This is a genomic window from Paraburkholderia bannensis NBRC 103871 (genome assembly GCF_000685015.1).
GTDB lineage: Bacteria > Pseudomonadota > Gammaproteobacteria > Burkholderiales > Burkholderiaceae > Paraburkholderia > Paraburkholderia bannensis.
In genome coordinates this window covers 587,418-604,018 of the sequence record NZ_BAYA01000004.1, presented here as the reverse complement: position 1 = coordinate 604,018, position 16,601 = coordinate 587,418, and the positions used below count along the sequence as shown (strand labels likewise).

General features: G+C 66.6%; 12 protein-coding genes and 1 riboswitch. Of the genes, 3 read left to right on the top strand and 9 right to left on the bottom strand.

What is annotated here, in order from left to right:
* Positions 1-427: 427 nt before the first annotated feature.
* From BBA01S_RS40625 to BBA01S_RS08765, 7 genes are all read right to left on the bottom strand, one after another.
* The gene (locus BBA01S_RS40625; protein WP_052391705.1) at positions 428-2,629 is read right to left on the bottom strand and encodes an O-linked N-acetylglucosamine transferase, SPINDLY family protein; all 2,202 of its coding nucleotides are present in this window, start codon (positions 2,627-2,629) and stop codon (positions 428-430) included.
* A gap of 201 nt (positions 2,630-2,830) precedes the next feature.
* The gene (gene metF, locus BBA01S_RS08790; protein ID WP_027816096.1) at positions 2,831-3,661 is read right to left on the bottom strand and encodes a methylenetetrahydrofolate reductase [NAD(P)H]; all 831 of its coding nucleotides are present in this window, start codon (positions 3,659-3,661) and stop codon (positions 2,831-2,833) included.
* Between the two features lie 52 nt (positions 3,662-3,713).
* A complete protein-coding gene (locus tag BBA01S_RS08785) occupies positions 3,714-4,067 on the bottom strand; it encodes a phage holin family protein (RefSeq protein ID WP_027816095.1) in 354 nt (117 codons plus the stop codon).
* 157 nt (positions 4,068-4,224) lie between these two features.
* Entirely contained in the window at positions 4,225-5,643 is a 1,419-nt protein-coding gene (gene ahcY, locus BBA01S_RS08780; protein WP_027816094.1) for an adenosylhomocysteinase, read from the bottom strand.
* 33 nt (positions 5,644-5,676) lie between these two features.
* Positions 5,677-5,796, bottom strand: a riboswitch (S-adenosyl-L-homocysteine riboswitch).
* A 75-nt stretch (positions 5,797-5,871) separates the two neighbouring features.
* Positions 5,872-6,642, bottom strand: coding sequence for a glycosyltransferase family 2 protein (locus BBA01S_RS40620; protein WP_042296394.1), 771 nt, complete (start codon positions 6,640-6,642; stop codon positions 5,872-5,874).
* Positions 6,643-6,811: 169 nt separating this feature from the next.
* On the bottom strand, positions 6,812-7,534 hold the full coding sequence (locus tag BBA01S_RS08770; RefSeq protein WP_027816093.1) for an LrgB family protein: 723 nt from the start codon (positions 7,532-7,534) through the stop codon (positions 6,812-6,814).
* Between the two features lie 73 nt (positions 7,535-7,607).
* Positions 7,608-8,069 carry a CidA/LrgA family protein gene (locus BBA01S_RS08765; protein ID WP_027816092.1) on the bottom strand — a complete coding sequence of 154 codons (462 nt, stop codon included), beginning with the start codon at positions 8,067-8,069 and terminating at the stop codon, positions 7,608-7,610.
* 170 nt (positions 8,070-8,239) lie between these two features.
* Here BBA01S_RS08765 and BBA01S_RS08760 point away from each other — a divergent pair, with 170 nt between their 5' ends.
* A complete protein-coding gene (locus BBA01S_RS08760) occupies positions 8,240-9,187 on the top strand; it encodes a LysR family transcriptional regulator (protein WP_027816091.1) in 948 nt (315 codons plus the stop codon).
* A 105-nt stretch (positions 9,188-9,292) separates the two neighbouring features.
* Here the strand turns inward: BBA01S_RS08760 and BBA01S_RS08755 are convergent, their stop codons facing one another.
* Together BBA01S_RS08755 and BBA01S_RS08745 are read right to left on the bottom strand one after the other, a co-directional pair.
* The gene (locus BBA01S_RS08755; protein ID WP_027816090.1) at positions 9,293-11,053 is read right to left on the bottom strand and encodes an OmpA family protein; all 1,761 of its coding nucleotides are present in this window, start codon (positions 11,051-11,053) and stop codon (positions 9,293-9,295) included.
* Between the two features lie 247 nt (positions 11,054-11,300).
* A complete protein-coding gene (locus BBA01S_RS08745; protein ID WP_027816089.1) occupies positions 11,301-12,932 on the bottom strand; it encodes a GMC family oxidoreductase in 1,632 nt (543 codons plus the stop codon).
* A 397-nt stretch (positions 12,933-13,329) separates the two neighbouring features.
* Here BBA01S_RS08745 and BBA01S_RS40615 point away from each other — a divergent pair, with 397 nt between their 5' ends.
* A complete protein-coding gene (locus BBA01S_RS40615) occupies positions 13,330-15,096 on the top strand; it encodes an isovaleryl-CoA dehydrogenase (protein ID WP_084161992.1) in 1,767 nt (588 codons plus the stop codon).
* A gap of 43 nt (positions 15,097-15,139) precedes the next feature.
* Positions 15,140-16,591, top strand: coding sequence for a coniferyl aldehyde dehydrogenase (locus BBA01S_RS08735; RefSeq protein WP_027816088.1), 1,452 nt, complete (start codon positions 15,140-15,142; stop codon positions 16,589-16,591).
* Positions 16,592-16,601 lie beyond the last annotated feature (10 nt).

The window sequence follows — 16,601 nt, the reverse complement described above, 5'->3', positions numbered from 1 at the left end:
GTTTCCTCCAGTTCGGTGCCAGCCTGGGCCAGCGTAGCGCGATCTTACAAGAGCGGGCCCCGCGCTCACAAGGTAGCCAAAAAGGCCCGTCTCTCGTGGAAAACGCCTGGTTGACAGGCTCGTCCAGGCCCGCCTTTGGTGCGGTTTTTCCGCCGTATCCTGCGGCTTGTTGTGCTTCGCCTCCTCCTTGCGGCAAGGTTTTTGCGTCTGTAGCGCGAGTTTGGGGCGGCCAATGCACACGATTGCCGCTGCATCGGCCGTTTTGCCTGCTTTTGCGTGCTAATTCACATTGCTGACGGCTTTGCGCCGCGCACTGCGCAAGCGCTGCGCCAGCCCGGGCCAGTAACCCGGAATCTCCTGCAATAACCTGCAATAACCTGCAATAACCTGCAATAACCTGAATACCCGACCTTATCGCACCGATATTTCACGCGCCCCGAGGCGTGCCGCGACCGTCCTGCCCGCACCAGTCGCGCCACATCAGGCGATAAGCCGCCTCGATATTGCGGGTGAAACGCTCGGCGTCCATCAGCGGCGAGGCCGCCATGCGTGCGCGCAGCCCAGCCCGCAACGCGGCCAGACGCGGCAGGTCGCGCGCGAGCGCCACGACGGTACGCACATACGCGGCATCGTCGCCCGCTGCCAGTTCCGTCAGGCCAAGATTGCTGAGCAGCGACAGCCCCGCGCGGCTCGCCGCCGAGCGACCCACGCGCGTGGGCACCGGCACGCCCATCCAGAACGCATCGAGACTCGTGGTGTGGCCGTTGTAGGGGAACGTGTCGAGCGCGATATCGACCTGCGCCCATGTCGACAGATAGTCCGCGCGCGGCTGGAAGCCCACGAAGCGCACGCGCGCCGCCTCGATGCCGTGCGCGGCCAGTCGTGCGAGCAGCCGCTCGCGTGCAGCGCCCGCGGGCGCCATCAGCACGAGCCGCGCGTCGGCAAGCGCCGCGAATACGCCCGCCCACAGCGCGAAGGTGGCATCGGTGAGCTTGCAGGGATTGTTCAGGCAGCCGAAGGTGATGTGCCCCGCCGTCAATGCGGGCAGTTCGTTCATGCTTTGCGCGGCCTCGAACGGCGCGTAACACCAGAAGGTATCGGGCAGGCGCAGCGACCGTTCGGTGTACTGCGCATCGATACCGGGCTCGCCGAGGGGATCGAGCCACGGATCAGTGAGCCGCCAGCCTGTCGCCGGACTGCCCGTCGTGCCGGGATAGGCGAGCCACGCGACCTGCACCGGCGCGGGCCGGCGCGCGAACAGCGCCCGCCGCGTGTCGGCCATATGCATGGTGAGGTCGACGAGGATATCGATGCCGTCATCGCGGATCTGCTGGGCAAGACGCGCGTCGTCGAAGTCGCGCACGTCGCGCCAGAGATCGACTAGCGTGCCGAGTCGCGCCGTCACGTCGTCGGGCTGCGCGACGCTTGCATAGCAGACGATCTCGAAGGCCGCGCGATCGTGCTGCGCGAACATCGGCAACGTGAACAGCGACTGGCAGTGATTGCGAAAATCGGGCGAGACATAGCCGATGCGCAGGCGCCGCGCCGGATCGGGCACATTCGCATGCTGCGCCGGAGCGGCCAGATAAGGCGCATCGTGGCGCGCCGCGTAACGCTGCGCCTCGGCGCGGATCGCCATGCCGTCATCTGTGGCGAACATCGTCGCGTAGACGAGATTGCAGTGCGCGCCTTCATTGTTCGCATCGCACACCAATGCGCGGCGGTAGGCGTCGATCGCGGCCTCAAGGTCGCCTGCGGCCTTCAGGGCATTGCCGTAGTTGCTCCACGCATGGGCGAAATCGGGGCGTATTTCGAGCGCGCGCGCGAATGCCTGTAGCGCGGCATCGGAGTCGCCCAGCTCGATAAAGACGTTGCCGTAGTTGTTCCAGGCATTGGCGTTGCCGGGCGCGAGCTCGACCGCGCGAGCGAGCAGCGCTTTCGCTTCGTCCATGCGGCCCACGTTGCGCAGCAGGACGCCGAGGTTGATCAGGACGTCGATGGAATCCGGCGCGAGCGCATGGGCATGCTCCAGCAGCGTCTGCGCCTCGGACTTGCGGTTGCCCGCGATGAGTACGCTCGCCAGGTTGTTCCAGGCGCTCACGTGGGCCGGTGCCAGTTCCACCGCGCGGCGCAATTCGGCTTCCGCGCGCGCGAGATCGCCCAGCGGCAGCAGCACACTGCCCAGGTTGTAATGCGCTGCGGCATAGTCCGGCTCCAGCGTCACCACGCGTTCGAGCAATGCGGCGGCCTGCGCGCGCTCGCCACGCGCGTCGTACAGATTGGCGAGATTGTTGAGCGCGTGCGTGAAATCGGGCTTCAAAGCCAGCGCGCGGGTCAGCGCGGCAACGGCCATGTCGTTCTCGGCGTGACGGTCGCAGGTGAGCGCGAAGTTCACCAGGAAATGCGGATCCTCGCGCAGCGCGATGGCGCGTCCGATCAGCGCGCGGGCCGCGAGACGGTCGCGCTCCAGGTCGCACACGCCGGCCAGATGGAGGGCGTCCGCGTTGTGGGGATCGGCGGCGATCAGTTGTGCGCAGTGGCTGCGCGCTGCGTCGTGTGCGCCATTGCGCCAGGCGGCGAGCGCATCGGCGAAGGTCGGTACGGCTTCTTGAGCGGAAGGAGACGTCATGAGAGCGGCCCGCATCGCATGGGAACGCCCTAGCGCGATCAGGCTATCCAGGAAAGATAACCTTCGATTATCGGCACCGTCTCATAAGTTCAATCTTGATGAACGTCAATGAGCGACCTGAAGCACAAACAAAAACCGCGCGGCCCGGACGTCCGGGAACCGCGCGGTTCGTATTGGCTGCAAAGTGCTGCCGGGATGCTATCAGAGCGCAAGCCGTTCGCAGATCGCCTTGGTCGCACCCGCCGCGTTGAGCGTGTAGAAGTGCAGACCCGGTGCGCCTGCATCGACGAGACGGCGGCACAAATCCGTCACCACGTCGAGGCCGAACGCGCGGATCGACTCGCGGTCGTCGCCGAAGCTTTCCAGACGCTTCGCGACCCAGCGCGGCACTTCCGCGCCGCACATTTCCGAGAAGCGCATGAGCTGCGAGTAGTTCGTGATCGGCATGATGCCGGGCACGATGGGGATATCGACGCCCTGCTTCTTCGCGTCTTCGACAAAGCGGAAATACGCGTCCGCGTTGAAGAAGTACTGCGTGATCGCCGAATCCGCGCCCGCCTTCACCTTCTGCGCGAACGCTTCCAGATCGTGGCGCGGCGAGCGCGCCTGCGGGTGGTATTCGGGGTAGGCGGCCACTTCGATGTGGAACGCGTCGCCGGTTTCCTCGCGGATAAAGGCGACGAGATCCGACGCGTAGCGCAGCTCGCCCATCTCGCCCATGCCCGAAGGCAGGTCGCCGCGCAGCGCCACGATGTGACGGATGCCGTGCGAGCGGTACTGGGCGAGGATTTCGCGCAGGCTGTCGCGGGTCGCGCCGATACACGACAGGTGGGGCGCCGCATCGACGCCTTCCTTCGCGATTTCGGCGACGGTGTCGAGCGTGCCCTGCTGCGTCGAGCCGCCCGCGCCGAAGGTCACCGACACGAAGCGCGGCTTGTGCGTGAGCAGTTGCGCACGCGTGGCGCGCAGCTTCTCGACGCCTTCCGCGGTCTTCGGCGGGAAGAATTCGAATGAGAGTTCGATCGGTTTCATGATCGCTTTTTGGAGAAGCAGGCCGAAGCGCGGGGCTTCGGCCATGCGAGCGTCAGCCGAGGCTGCGGTTGCCGAAGATCAGCGCCGACAGCAGCCACGAGACGATGCTGTAGAGGATCGAGCCAAAGAACGCCGACCAGAAGCCCGACACCTCGAAGCCCTTGAGCAGCGACGCGGCCAGCCAGAAGCACAGTGCATTCACCACGAGGATGAACACGCCGAGCGTGAGGATGGTCACGGGCAGCGTCAGCACGATGAGCACCGGGCGCAGCACGGCATTGATGAGGCCGAGCACGAGCGCGACGATGAGCGCGGTGCCGAAGCTGCGCACATGGATCGACGGAACGAGCCAGGTGATGATCAGCAGTGCCAGCGCATTGATCAGCCAGGTGAGCAGCACGGTCATGGATAGGTCCTCTTGCGTCGTGGTTATGCGGTGCGCCCGCGCACGTTAAAAATAGCGCGCGGGCGTGAGCACAGCATCGGGCTGGTCGCTTAAAGGTGGCTTAAAAAATCGGGCCACCTCGTAGCGCTTTTGTATCGAGCCGTAACGAGCCGCTTGCTTAGTAGCGGTAGTGGTTCGGCTTGAACGGGCCGTTCTTGTCGACGCCGATGTACGAAGCCTGATCGTCCGACAGCACCGACAGGTTCGCGCCGATGCGAGCCAGGTGCAGGCGCGCGACCTTTTCGTCGAGGTGCTTGGGCAGCACGTAGACCTTGTTTTCGTACTTGGCGCCGTCGACGAACAGTTCGATCTGCGCGAGCGTCTGGTTCGTGAACGAGTTCGACATCACGAACGACGGGTGGCCCGTGGCGCAGCCCAGGTTCACGAGGCGGCCTTCGGCCAGCAGGATCACGCGCTTGCCGTCCGGGAAGATGATGTGGTCGACTTGCGGCTTGATGTTGTCCCACTGGTACTGGCGCGTCGACGCAACGTCGATTTCCGAGTCGAAGTGGCCGATGTTGCAGACGATGGCGTTGTGGCGCATCGCCTTCATGTGGTCGTGGTTGATGACGTGGTAGTTGCCCGTCGCCGTCACGAAGATGTCGGCCTTGTCGGCGGCGTATTCCATCGTCACGACGCGGTAGCCTTCCATCGCGGCCTGCAGTGCGCAGATCGGATCGATTTCCGTGACCCACACGGTCGCGCCCAGACCACGCAGCGATTGCGCGCAGCCCTTGCCCACGTCGCCGTAACCGGCCACGACCGCGATCTTGCCCGCGATCATCACGTCGGTCGCGCGCTTGATGCCGTCCACGAGCGATTCGCGGCAGCCGTACAGGTTGTCGAACTTCGACTTCGTGACCGAGTCGTTGACGTTGATGGCCGGGAACGGCAGGCGGCCTTCCTTTTCCATCTGGTACAGGCGGTGCACGCCCGTGGTGGTTTCTTCGGTCACGCCCTTGATGTGCGACAGGCGCGTCGAGTACCACGCCGGGTCGATGTCGAGGTGAGCTGCGATCGACTTGTACAGTGCGACTTCCTCCTCGTTCGTCGGCTTCGAAATAACCGAGCGGTCTTTTTCAGCCTTCGCGCCGAGGATCAGCAGCAGCGTTGCGTCGCCGCCGTCGTCCAGGATCATGTTGGCGAATTCGCCGTTCGGCCATTCGAAGATGCGGTGCGAGAATTCCCAGTATTCGTCGAGCGATTCGCCCTTGAATGCGAACACCGGCGTGCCGCCCGCAGCGATGGCGGCAGCAGCGTGATCCTGCGTCGAGAAGATGTTGCACGAGGCCCAGCGCACGTCGGCGCCCAGTGCCGTCAGCGTTTCGATCAGCACGCCCGTCTGGATCGTCATGTGCAGCGAACCGGCGATGCGCGCGCCCTTCAGCGGCTGTTGCGCCTTGTATTCTTCGCGGGTCTGGACGAGACCGGGCATTTCGGTTTCGGCGATATCGAGTTCCTTGCGGCCCCAGGCGGCAAGCGACATATCGGCGACGACGAAATCGTTGGCTTGATCTTGCGGAATTGCGGCGTTCATCACGCCCTCCTTTCTAAAAGTGACTAGAAATTAAAGACGTGAGCGCCGTTTTTTCAGTGCGGGAATTCTGTGGAATTCACCGGATTGAGCGCCTTCGAGCCTGGCAGGTCATGCGGCTATGTACCGCGTCCTGTCGCAACGCTCCTCGAAGACGAGGCGTGATTGTAGCAAAACGAGATGACAGCCGCGCGCACGAATAGGGGCAGCGCGGCATTTAATGCAGCAGATTCAGGTGGCGTGGCTGACCCGTTCGACCGCTTGCAGCTGGCGCAGGTTGGCGAGCGCTGCATCGAGGAACGCCCGCGATGCATTCAGGGTCTCGTCGCCCGCAGGCGGGTCGACTTGCGCGAAACCCATCTGGATATTCATGAATTTCTCGGCGTGAATGCCGTCGTGGTAGTGCATTCGCACACGTTTCGCGTCCGTGAGGCGATGCTGCGCGAAGATCTCGCTGAGCGCCCACGACAGCGCGCCGTCCTCTCCGCCGTGGCGACGGAACACTTCGTCCATCGGGAAGCCGCCAAGCGCGAGAAAGACGCTGCGACGCATCACGAGACTGCTCGGCACCGTGTTGCTGAGCACGGCCGCATGACGCGCGAAGTCGGGATGCTGATTCAGCCGCGCCGGGAAGCCGACGAATTCGACGTCCAGGCGTACGACAGCGGCGCCCGGATGCTGCGCCAGGTAGTCCAGTGCCGGGCCCAGCGCGCCGGGCACATATTCGTCGTTGGCGTCGAGAAAGGCGATGAGCGGCGTGCCCGCATGCAGTGCCGCCCAGTTGCGCGCGCGAGCCGGGCCGCCGTTGCGCGCGGTCTGCAGCAGCCGGATGCGGCTGTCGTGCATGGCATAGGTGCGCACGATCGACGCCGAAGCATCGGTCGAGCCGTCGTCCACGACGATAATCTGCGCAACGTCGGGTTGCGAAAGACAGCTTTGCAACGCACGCGCAATCGTGGCGGCGCCATTGAAGCAGGGAATAACGATGGAAATGGGGGACATGATGGCAACGCGTATGAACCCGGCCAGCCATTCGGGCCGTTTGGGCCCGCTGCCGGAATGCCCAGCATCATAGGCGCGTCGCGAAATGACCGGCGGGCCTGGGCGTGCGTAGCAACTGCCCGAACCCGCAAATCGAATTTGCTCTAGACGCGGGCGGCCCGCGTCGGGCTCATACCGGCAGGAAACCCAGCGCCGGCGCGAGCAGCACCATCACCACGCCTGCAATCATCATCGTGAGGCTGGCAACGACGCCCTCTTCGCGTCCCAGTTCGCGGGCCTTCGCGGTGCCCACGCCGTGCGCCGCCGCACCGAACAGCGCGCCGCGCGCGAGCCGCGTGCGCAGCGGCACGAGACCCAGCACCAGCTCGCCGAACAACATGCCGCACACGCCCGTGGCGATCACGAACAGCGCAGTGAGGTCGCGCGGCGCGTGAATCTTGTCGGAGACGGCCAGCGCGAAAGGCGTCGAGATCGAGCGCGTCATCAGGCTGCGCTGCAGTTCCGGCGAGAGATGCAGCAGCTTGGCGAGCGCCAGCGAACCGCCCACCGCCACGATGATGCCGACCGTCACGCCCACCGTCAGCGAAATCCAGTGGCGCTTGAGCAGGTCGCGGTATTCGTAGATCGGCACGGCGAAAGCGACGGTCGCCGGGCCCAGCAGCCACATCAGCCAGCGCGTGTCCTGGAAGTAGACCGGATACGGAATATGCAGCAGCAAGACGAAGGCGGCCAGCACGGCGGGCACGGCCACGAGCGGCGTGAGCCAGGGCGAGCGAAAGCGCGCATAGAGCGACTTCGACGCGAAATAGAGCGCGACCGTCAGGATGAAGCAGCCTGCGGCGATCAGCCGCGAGGCATCGTCGGCGAACAGGGATGCGTAAAACGTGTTCATGACGGGATCATCCTTTGGGAGTGCGTAAGGTCAAATCAGGACGCGTCGATTCAGATGCGCGCTAGTCCAGCGCTCAGGCGCGCGCAAGATGGCGTGCGTGGCGCACGTTCTGGACGCGGCGCAATTCCAGGCGGCGTTCCAGTCGCGCTGCCTGCTCGACGGCGAAGGCCACGGCGAACATCACCATCAGCGTGCCGCCCACGACCACCAGCGCGAGGCGCCAGCCATCGGCGCGAAACAGGCCGCCGTACTGCACCGCCGCCACGGCGGCCGGGATGAAGAACAGCAGCATGTCCGAGAGCAGCCAGTCCGCGCCCGCCTTGACCCAGCGCGGCGTCACGCCGCCGCAGAACAGCAGCACGAGCAGCAGCACGAGGCCCACCACCCCGCCCGGCACCGGCAGATGCGCGGTGCGCGTGAGCGCGTCGGCGATATACCAGACACCGGCGAGCAGAGCCGACTGCGCCGCGATCCGGCCAGCGCGCGCCATCAAACCCTTTGCGGGGACGGAAGCGGAGGGAGTCGGAGCAGTCATGGCAAACCCTAAGTGACAGTGGAATGGATCTGAGTATAGGGTGCAGCGCAGCATAAATATAATGACTTGTAATCATCAACTTCATTCCATAATGGAATGCGAAGGGGTGCTTATCGGGTGTTTATCGGGTACGCATCGTCCGTGCGGGCCCAGAACAAGGAGAGACGACCGTGGAATTGCGCGCGCTACGCTATTTCATCGAAGTGGTGCGGCAGCAGAGCTTCACCGCCGCCGCCGAAGCGCTGCACGTCACCCAGCCCACCATCAGCAAGATGGTGAAAGCGCTGGAAGACGAGACCGGCACGCCGCTGCTGCTGCGCGACGCGCGCCAGATGGTGCTCACCGACGCCGGGCGCATCGTCTATCAGCGCGGCCAGGACGTGCTCGCCGCGCATGCGCAGTTGCAGGCCGAACTCGCCGATCTCGGCACGCTCGGGCGCGGCGAGGTCACCATCGGCATTCCGCCGATGGGCGGCTCGCTCTTCACGCCCGCCATCGCCGCGTTTCGCCAGCGTTATCCGCGCATCGAACTCAAGCTGTTCGAGCAGGGCTCGCGCGCGATCGAGGCCGCGCTGATTTCCGGCGAGCTCGAACTGGGCGGCGTGCTGCTGCCGATCGACCCGGAGCAGATCGACGTGCTGCCGATCTCGCATGAACTGTTGTGGCTGGTCGCGCCGCGCGGCTCGCGCTGGGACGGCGCGACGAGCGTGCCGCTCGCGGATCTCGCGACGGAACCGTTCGTGTTCTACGGCGAGAGCCTCGCGCTCAACGACGTCGTGCTCAACGCCTGCCGCGCCGCCGGGTTCACGCCACAGATCGTCGGGCGCAGCGGCCACTGGGACTTGATGGCCGCGCTGGTGCTCGCGGGCGTGGGCATTGCGCTGCTGCCCGCGCCGTATGTGCGCAGGCTCGACGCGGCGCGCTTCACCTGCCTGCCGGTCGCCGATCCGCAGATCACCTGGGACATGGCGATCGGCTGGAAGCGCAATGGCTATCTCTCGCATGCGGCGCGCGCGTGGCTTGCGGTCGCGCGTGAGGAGTACGGCAAGCCATCGACGTTCCTCGACGATTTCGTGCGCCCGCCCGGCCTGGAAAAGCCCGCCGACGAAGCGCGATAACCAGGCACGATAAATAAGCGCGATAAAAGTGAAAAAAGCCGCCCGGCTCGCGCCGGACGGCTTTTTCGCTTCTGCAGTTTCTACGGCCTGCGTCGCTCCGGAGGCTTACTTCGCGGCGAACGCAATGCGGCGGTTGTGGAAACGCCCGCCAGCGGTGTCGTTGCTGTCGACCGGGTTGGCTTCGCCGTAACCGGCGGCGCTCAGCGTCGATGCGCTCACGCCCTGCGCGACCAGATACGTCAGCACGGCCTGCGCGCGGCGCTTCGAGAGCGTGAGGTTAGCTGTCTTGTCACCCACGTTATCCGAGTAACCGGCCACTTCCAGGCGCACCGGCTTGCCCTGCTTCGCGCACGCCTTGAGCACCTTGGCCGACTGACGCAGATCGTCGCCCGCCGATGCCGGGATCGTCACGCTGCCCGTGGTGAAGTTCACGACTTGCAGGTTGAGCACCTTCGCCACGTCGTCGCCCGCACACGAAGCGTTGGCGCCGAACAGGCCCTTGAGTGCATCCTGGAACGACTGCGTGGCGTCGGCCACGGCCTTCTGCACATTGAACACGCCGATGTCGAAGCCCGAGCCGAACAGCGCCTTGAGCTTGTCGAGCCAGCCGAGTTTCGCGTCGGCGGCCGTGCCGCTCAGCTCGACGTGCGAGCCGTCGATCTTCACTTCCGCGCCGGGCAGCGCCATCAGCGGCAGCAGGCCGTCAAGGTGCGCGAGCCAGCCAGCGGGCTTCGTCGCCGGATCCACCGTCACGTTGGCCGTGAACTTGCCGTCGCCGAACTTCTTCGTGAGCGCATCCAGCAACTGCGCCTTTTCAGCGTCCGAACCGACCGTCGCGGCGATCGTCGGCACGCCGGCCTTGTCGACCGTGAACGACAAGTGCGAATCCTGCGTCGGCGCGGGTGCGGCGTCGCTTGCGGACGAAGCTGCAGAAGCTGCCGCAGCAGCGGGCACCGCCGAGGCATCCGACGCAGCCACCACGGCCGCCGATGCTGCCGATGCCTCGACCGGCGCGCTGGCGTCGGACGCGGCGACAACCGCGGGGGCGCTTGCCGTCGAAGCCGGCGTGGCCGCTGCGGTGTCCTGCGCGGCGTCGTCCTTCTGGCACGAGCGCAGCGCGAAGAACGCGAGAATCAGCGCAATGGCGGCCAGCAGCCACCAGAGCCACGAATGCTTGCGCTTTTCCGGCTCGATCGGCGGCGTCGACGTGCCGACGGTCTGCGGCGGCGCGGCGACCGGCACCGGACGCGCGACCGGCTGCGGATGCTCCAGATGCGCCGACGCGTCCTTCAGGCGCGTGAGAATCGAGCCTGCGAACGCTGCAGCCGTCCCCAGCCCGACCGCATGCGCGAGGCGATCCGACAGGCTGGCATTGACCGACGACAGTTGATGGCCGAGCAGCGTAGGCAGATGGCCCACCGCGCCCGACGACGACGTGAAGTGCTGCTTGAGAATGCCCATCAGCACCGCGCCGACCACGCCTGTCAGCGAGAACGCCGTTGACTGCGCCGCGCCGGTTTGCGCCGCGACCGCATCGGACAGCGCGCCCACGTTCACGCCTGCGGCGCGCTGGATCAGTTCGCGGCCCGTGGTTTCGAGCTGGTTCAGTCCCGTCGTGCTCGACAGCATCTCGGGGAGCTGCTTGCCGATCAGCGCGTTCGTGTCCGGCGACATGATGGTGGAAAACAGGCCGCGTGCGCCTTCGGCGGTGCTGCCGCGGTGCATGATGGCGGCGACGATCGCGGGCGCGGCGGCACCGGTGACCTTGCGGGCGAGATCCGGCGTAAGGCCGAAACGACCGGCCAGGGTGCGGACCACGTCATCGTTCATGACGGTGTCCAGCAGTTGAAAAACGTTGATGCTCATCGAGGCGGTTCCTCCAGTTCGCGGACGCGCCAACTGACACGCCCAAAGTGCCGCGCGATTATAGGGAGTCCGAAATCTCGAAAAAGCGGGAGGCGCTTATGCCGCACACTCTTTGACGAAAACCCCATGAAAAAGGCGGGTTTTCGTCAATGCAACGTCAAAAGCGAGGCGGCGGGTGCGGCCACCGCCTCGCGCTTGCATCGCTTTTGAGTCGTTAGTGTGGAGTGGGAATAGTCGAAGTCGCCTGTCAGGCAACGACGCCTGTGTCGTGAGTCGCCGTGCCCATGCGCCGGGTCTCGGCGATCAGGTCTGCCGCGCGCTCGCCGATCATCACGGTCGGCGCGTTGGTATTGCCGCCGATCAGCGTCGGCATCACCGACGCATCGGCGATGCGCAGATGCGTGACGCCGCGCACGCGCAACTGCGTATCGACGACCGAACGCGCATCGCCGCCCATGCGGCAGGTGGCGACGGGGTGATAGATCGTGTCGGCGTGGGCGGCGATGGTCTCGCGCAGTTCGGCGTCGCTCTGGCCCGCGTGCGTGTAGATCTCGCGCCCGCCCATCTGCGCCAGCGGCGCGGCGTCCAGAATGCGGCGAGCGAGGCGCGTGCCTTCCACCAGCAGGTCGAGGTCGCGCGGATCCGAGAAAAAGCGCGGATCGATCACCGGCGCGACGCGCGCATCGGCGCTTGCTAACGTGACCGTGCCGCGGCTCGCCGGGCGCAGCACGCACACATGCAGCGAATAACCGTGGCCCCAGTGCAGGCGCCGGCTATGGTCGTCGACGAGCGCCGTGCAGAAGTGCAGTTGCAGATCGGGCCGGTCGAGCTCCGGGCGGCTCTTGATGAAGCCGCCCGCCTCGGCGACGTTGCTCGTGAACATGCCGCGCTTTCTGGCCAGATAGCGCACAAGGCCCGGCGCCATCTTCGCCGCGCCGCGCAGCGAGTAGCCGACGGTCTCGCTCGAATGCACGCGCTTGTTATAGGTGAAGTCGATGTGGTCGATCAGGTTGCGGCCCACCTCGGGCGCATCGTGCAGCACGCCGATGCCGTGCGCGCGCAGTTGAGCGGCAGGGCCGATGCCGGAGCACATCAGCAGTTGCGGCGAATTGAACGCGCCTGCCGCGAGGATCGTTTCGGCGCGCGCGCGCAGTATTTCGGTGCGGCCGCCGCGTGCGACTTCGACGCCGCTTGCGCGCGTGCCGTCAAAGACGACGCGCAGCACGGTCGCATCGGCAATCAGGTGGAGATTCTCGCGCGGCTTGCCGTACAGATAGGCGCGCGCGACGGTGCAGCGCTCGCCGCCGCGCTGCGTGACCTGGTAGAAGCCGACGCCTTCCTGCTCGGCGCCGTTGAAATCGTCGTTGGCCGGGAAGCCCGCCTCGCGCGCGGCGGCGACGAAACGCTCGGCCACCGGATTGCGCTCGCACAGATCGGACACGCCCAGCGGCCCTCCCGCGCCGTGCCAGGCGTTGGCGCCGCGCGAGTTGTCCTCGGCGCGGCGGAAGTACGGCAGCACGTCGTCCCACCCCCAGCCCGCGCAGCCCATCTGCGCCCACTCGTCGTAATCGAGCCGATGGCCGCGCGTGTAGATCATCGCGTTGATGGCGCTCGATCCGCCGAAGCCGCGCCCGCGCGGCTGATAGCCGCGACGGCCCGCGAGACCCTGCTGCGGTTCGGTCTGGTACGCGTAGTTGTTCTTCGTGCGGAACGGCACGAGCGCCGCCACGCCCATCGGCATGTTGACGAAGAGATTGCGTTCGGTGTGCGGCCCGGCTTCGATCAGCGCGATGCTGACCTCGGGACACCGCTCGGCCAGACGCCCGGCGAGCGATGCGCCGCCCGAGCCGCCGCCTACGATGATGTAGTCGTATTCCATGCTGCTGCTTGCCTCCCTGTCTCCAGCGTTGCACCTGGCGTCGGGATGAGGCACGCTAGATGCACGCTCGTTCGATTTCGTTGTATCGCGCATTGTAGGAAGCGTCTGAAGCCTGGGTCAGCATTTATGTCAGAGCGCATCCTCTAATTCTGACGGGCTATCGGTGGCCAATCGGCGGCTACCATGAAGGACGGTTCAGCCGACAGAGCTGAAAGGTTCCGGCAAGCATCACAGGGAGCGTCGGGCCATCTTCGTGCCGCCATTTGCGGCACGTCCTGCCTCGGGCGCGTATCGCGCGAACCCGCAGCCGCCTCCCTGCCGCCAGACAGCATCGAGAACATCACGACAACACGACAGGCCGCGCCCAGCAGCGCGCCGCCGATGGAGACAGGTCACGATGGAACCGCTCGACTTGACGAAAACCGTGACGCAAAGCGCGACGCAGCCCGTCCCGCACCGTCCCGGCACGACGCACGAAGTCACGAATCAGGCGCCGCCGCTCGCCGATTACAACCTTTTTGCCTGCGACACCGCGCTGGGCGAAGCGCTCTCGCGCGCAGGCGCCGAATGGCATCGCGACGCGCTGACGCAACATGGCGCGAAACTCGGCGCGGCGGCCACGCTGGAACTCGCCGATCTCGCCAACCGTCACGCGCCCGAGCTGCACACGCACACACCGCGCGGCGAGCGCATCGACGCCCTCGAATTCCATCCGGCCTGGCACGAACTGCTCGCGCTGCTGCGCGCAGAAGGCCTGCACGCGCTGCCGTTTTCTGACCCGCGTCCCGGCGCGATGGCCGCGCGCTGCGCGGGCTACTTCCTGCACGCACAGCTCGAATCGGGCTCACTCTGCCCGCTGACCATGACGTTCGCGAGCATTCCCGTGCTGCAAAACGAGCCCGCGCTGTTCGACACGCTGCGCGAGCAGCTCTACACGCGCGAGCACGACGCGCGCGACGTGCCGCTCGCGCACAAGCGCTCCATGATGATCGGCATGGGCATGACCGAGAAGCAAGGCGGCTCGGACGTGCGCAGCAACCGCACCGAAGCGCGCCCGGCCGGCGCGGCGAGCGGACGCGGCGCGGACTATCTGCTGACCGGCCACAAGTGGTTCTTTTCCGCGCCGCAGTGCGACGCGCATCTGGTGCTCGCGCGCACGACCGAACAGGCGGGCCTGTCGTGCTTCTTCGTGCCGCGCTTTCGCCCCGACGGCACGAAGAACGCCGTCAACGTGCAGCGCCTGAAGGACAAGCTCGGCAACCGCTCGAACGCCAGCAGCGAGGTGGAATTCTTCGACGCCTACGGCGTGATGATCGGCGACGAAGGGCGCGGCGTGCCGACCATCATCGAAATGGCCAACTACACGCGCCTGGACTGCGTGATCGGCAGCGCGGCGCTCATGCGCGCGGCGCTGGTGCAGGCGATCCATCACGCGCGCCACCGCAGCGCGTTCGGGCGCGTGCTCGCGCAGCAGCCGCTCATGCAGAACGTGCTTGCCGACCTCGCGCTGGAATCGGAAGCCGCGACCGTGCTGTTCATGCGCCTCGCGCAGGCCTTCGAGCAAAGCACGCCCGATCGCGCCGATGAAACCGACCTCGCCCGCGTCGCGCGCGCCTGGCGGCGCATCGTCACGCCCGCCGCGAAGTTCTGGGTCTGCAAGCGCGCGCTCGCCTTCACGGGCGAGGCGATGGAAGTCTGGGGCGGCAACGGCTATGTCGAAGAAGGGCCGATGGCGCGCTTTTACCGCGAAGCGCCGGTCAACTCGATCTGGGAGGGCTCGGGCAACGTGATGTGCCTCGACGTGCTGCGCGCGCTGGAGCGCGAAGCCGATGCCGCACAGGCGCTCTTTCTGTCATGGCGGCGCGAGGCGGCGGGCCACCCGGTGCTGAGCGCGGCGCTCGACCGCCTTTCGGCGTTACTGGGCGGCGCGCCCGGCACGCGCGAAGCCAGCGCGCGCCGGATCGCCCAGCAGATCGTGCTGATCGCGCAGGCGATGCTGCTGCGCGGCGCGTCGTCCAAAACCGCGCCCGAAGTCGCCGAAGCCTTTATCGCCACGCGCCTGGACGAACACGACGCCGATTGCGGCCGCGTCTTCGGCACCCTGCCCGCGCGCTTCGATCTCGCCGCGCTGATCGAGCGCGCGTTTCCCGCTGCCGCCGGCTAAGGCGCGCCCGACGCCCTCACACACGGACTGACAAGGACTGACCATGAAGCACGATCTGCCCGAAGCCGTCGCCCGCGCCAGCAGCGATCCCGCCGATGCCTCCCCGTCGACGCTGGGCGCGCGGCTCGCGGCGCAGCGCGAAGCGTATCTGCGCGCGCCCTTCCCCGCGTGGAGCGAACGCGCGCGCAACCTGCGCGCGCTGCGCGACGTGCTGTTCGCCCACCAGGACGCGCTCGCCGACGCCATGAACGCCGACTTCGGCCAACGCTCCAAGGCCGAAGTCGCGCTCGCGGAATTCGTCGTGCTCAAGCAGGAAATCGACTCGGCGCTCAAGCACGGCGAGCGCTGGATGCGCGTGCAGCGCCGCCGCGCCGGCAAATGGCTGATGCCGGGCCGCGCGCGCGTGGTGCCGCAGCCGATCGGCGTCGTGGGCATTGTCGTGCCGTGGAACTATCCGCTGCTGCTCGGCGCGGGGCCGCTCGTGTGCGCGCTCGCGGCGGGTTGCCGCGCGATGATCAAGATGTCGGAGCTGACGCCGCGCACCTCGGCGCTGTTCGGCGACCTGCTCGCGCAGGCCTTCGCGCCCGATCACGTCACGGTCGTCAACGGCGACGCCGCCGTGGGTGCGGCCTTCACCGCGCTGCCCTTCGACCACCTGCTCTTTACCGGATCGACGCGCATCGGCCATGAGGTCATGCGTGCGGCGTCGGCCAATCTCACGCCGGTCACGCTGGAGCTGGGCGGCAAGTCGCCCGCGCTGATCGGCGAGCATGCGCGCTTCGACTACGCCGTGGACAGCCTGCTGCTCGGCAAGACGCTCAACGCGGGGCAGACCTGCATCGCGCCCGATTACGTGCTGCTGCCGCGCGGCAAGGAAGACGCCTTCATCGCCCGCGCGCGCGTGCGCTTTAACCAGCTTTATCCGGATTTCGCCAGCAACCGCGACTACACCTCGATCATTTCGACGCGGCACTACGAACGGCTGGAACGTCTGGCCGACGAAGCCCAGGCCGAAGGCGCGCGATTGCATGCGCTAGGCCCCCGCGACGCGGCCACGCGCCAGTTCGCGCCGGTGCTCGTGACGGGCGCGCCCGCGCACACGCAGTTGATGCAGGAGGAGATTTTCGGGCCGCTATTGCCGATCGTGCCGTACGACTCGCTGGACGAGGCGCTGCGCTACGTGAACGCGCGGGCGAGGCCGCTGGCGCTCTACCTCTACGCCGACGATGCGCGCACCGTCGATCGCGTGACGCACGAGACCATCGCAGGCGGCATGTCGGTGAACGAGACGCTCATGCACATCGCCGCCGAAGGGCTGCCGTTTGGCGGCGTCGGCGCGAGCGGCATGGGTTCGTATCACGGCTACGAGGGCTTCTGCACGTTTTCGAAGATGAAGCCCGTGTTCACGCAGGCGCGGCTGAACGCGCGCCACCTGATCGCGCCGCCCTACGGCAAGCTCTTCAACACGCTGATCCGCGTGATGCTGAAGTTTTAGCCGGCTTTCA

Bases quoted from the DNA above. Each gene is read 5' to 3' on its own strand.
- ahcY (WP_027816094.1), bottom strand. From the start codon at position 5,643: ATGAACGCCGCAATTCCGCAAGATCAAGCCAACGATTTCGTCGTCGCC.
- BBA01S_RS08745 (WP_027816089.1), bottom strand. From the start codon at position 12,932: ATGGAATACGACTACATCATCGTAGGCGGCGGCTCGGGCGGCGCATCG.
- BBA01S_RS08755 (WP_027816090.1), bottom strand. From the start codon at position 11,053: ATGAGCATCAACGTTTTTCAACTGCTGGACACCGTCATGAACGATGAC.
- BBA01S_RS08735 (WP_027816088.1), top strand. From the start codon at position 15,140: ATGAAGCACGATCTGCCCGAAGCCGTCGCCCGCGCCAGCAGCGATCCC.
- metF (WP_027816096.1), bottom strand. From the start codon at position 3,661: ATGAAACCGATCGAACTCTCATTCGAATTCTTCCCGCCGAAGACCGCG.
- BBA01S_RS08770 (WP_027816093.1), bottom strand. From the start codon at position 7,534: ATGAACACGTTTTACGCATCCCTGTTCGCCGACGATGCCTCGCGGCTG.
- BBA01S_RS08765 (WP_027816092.1), bottom strand. From the start codon at position 8,069: ATGACTGCTCCGACTCCCTCCGCTTCCGTCCCCGCAAAGGGTTTGATG.
- BBA01S_RS40625 (WP_052391705.1), bottom strand. From the start codon at position 2,629: ATGACGTCTCCTTCCGCTCAAGAAGCCGTACCGACCTTCGCCGATGCG.
- BBA01S_RS08785 (WP_027816095.1), bottom strand. From the start codon at position 4,067: ATGACCGTGCTGCTCACCTGGCTGATCAATGCGCTGGCACTGCTGATC.
- BBA01S_RS40620 (WP_042296394.1), bottom strand. From the start codon at position 6,642: ATGTCCCCCATTTCCATCGTTATTCCCTGCTTCAATGGCGCCGCCACG.
- BBA01S_RS40615 (WP_084161992.1), top strand. From the start codon at position 13,330: ATGGAACCGCTCGACTTGACGAAAACCGTGACGCAAAGCGCGACGCAG.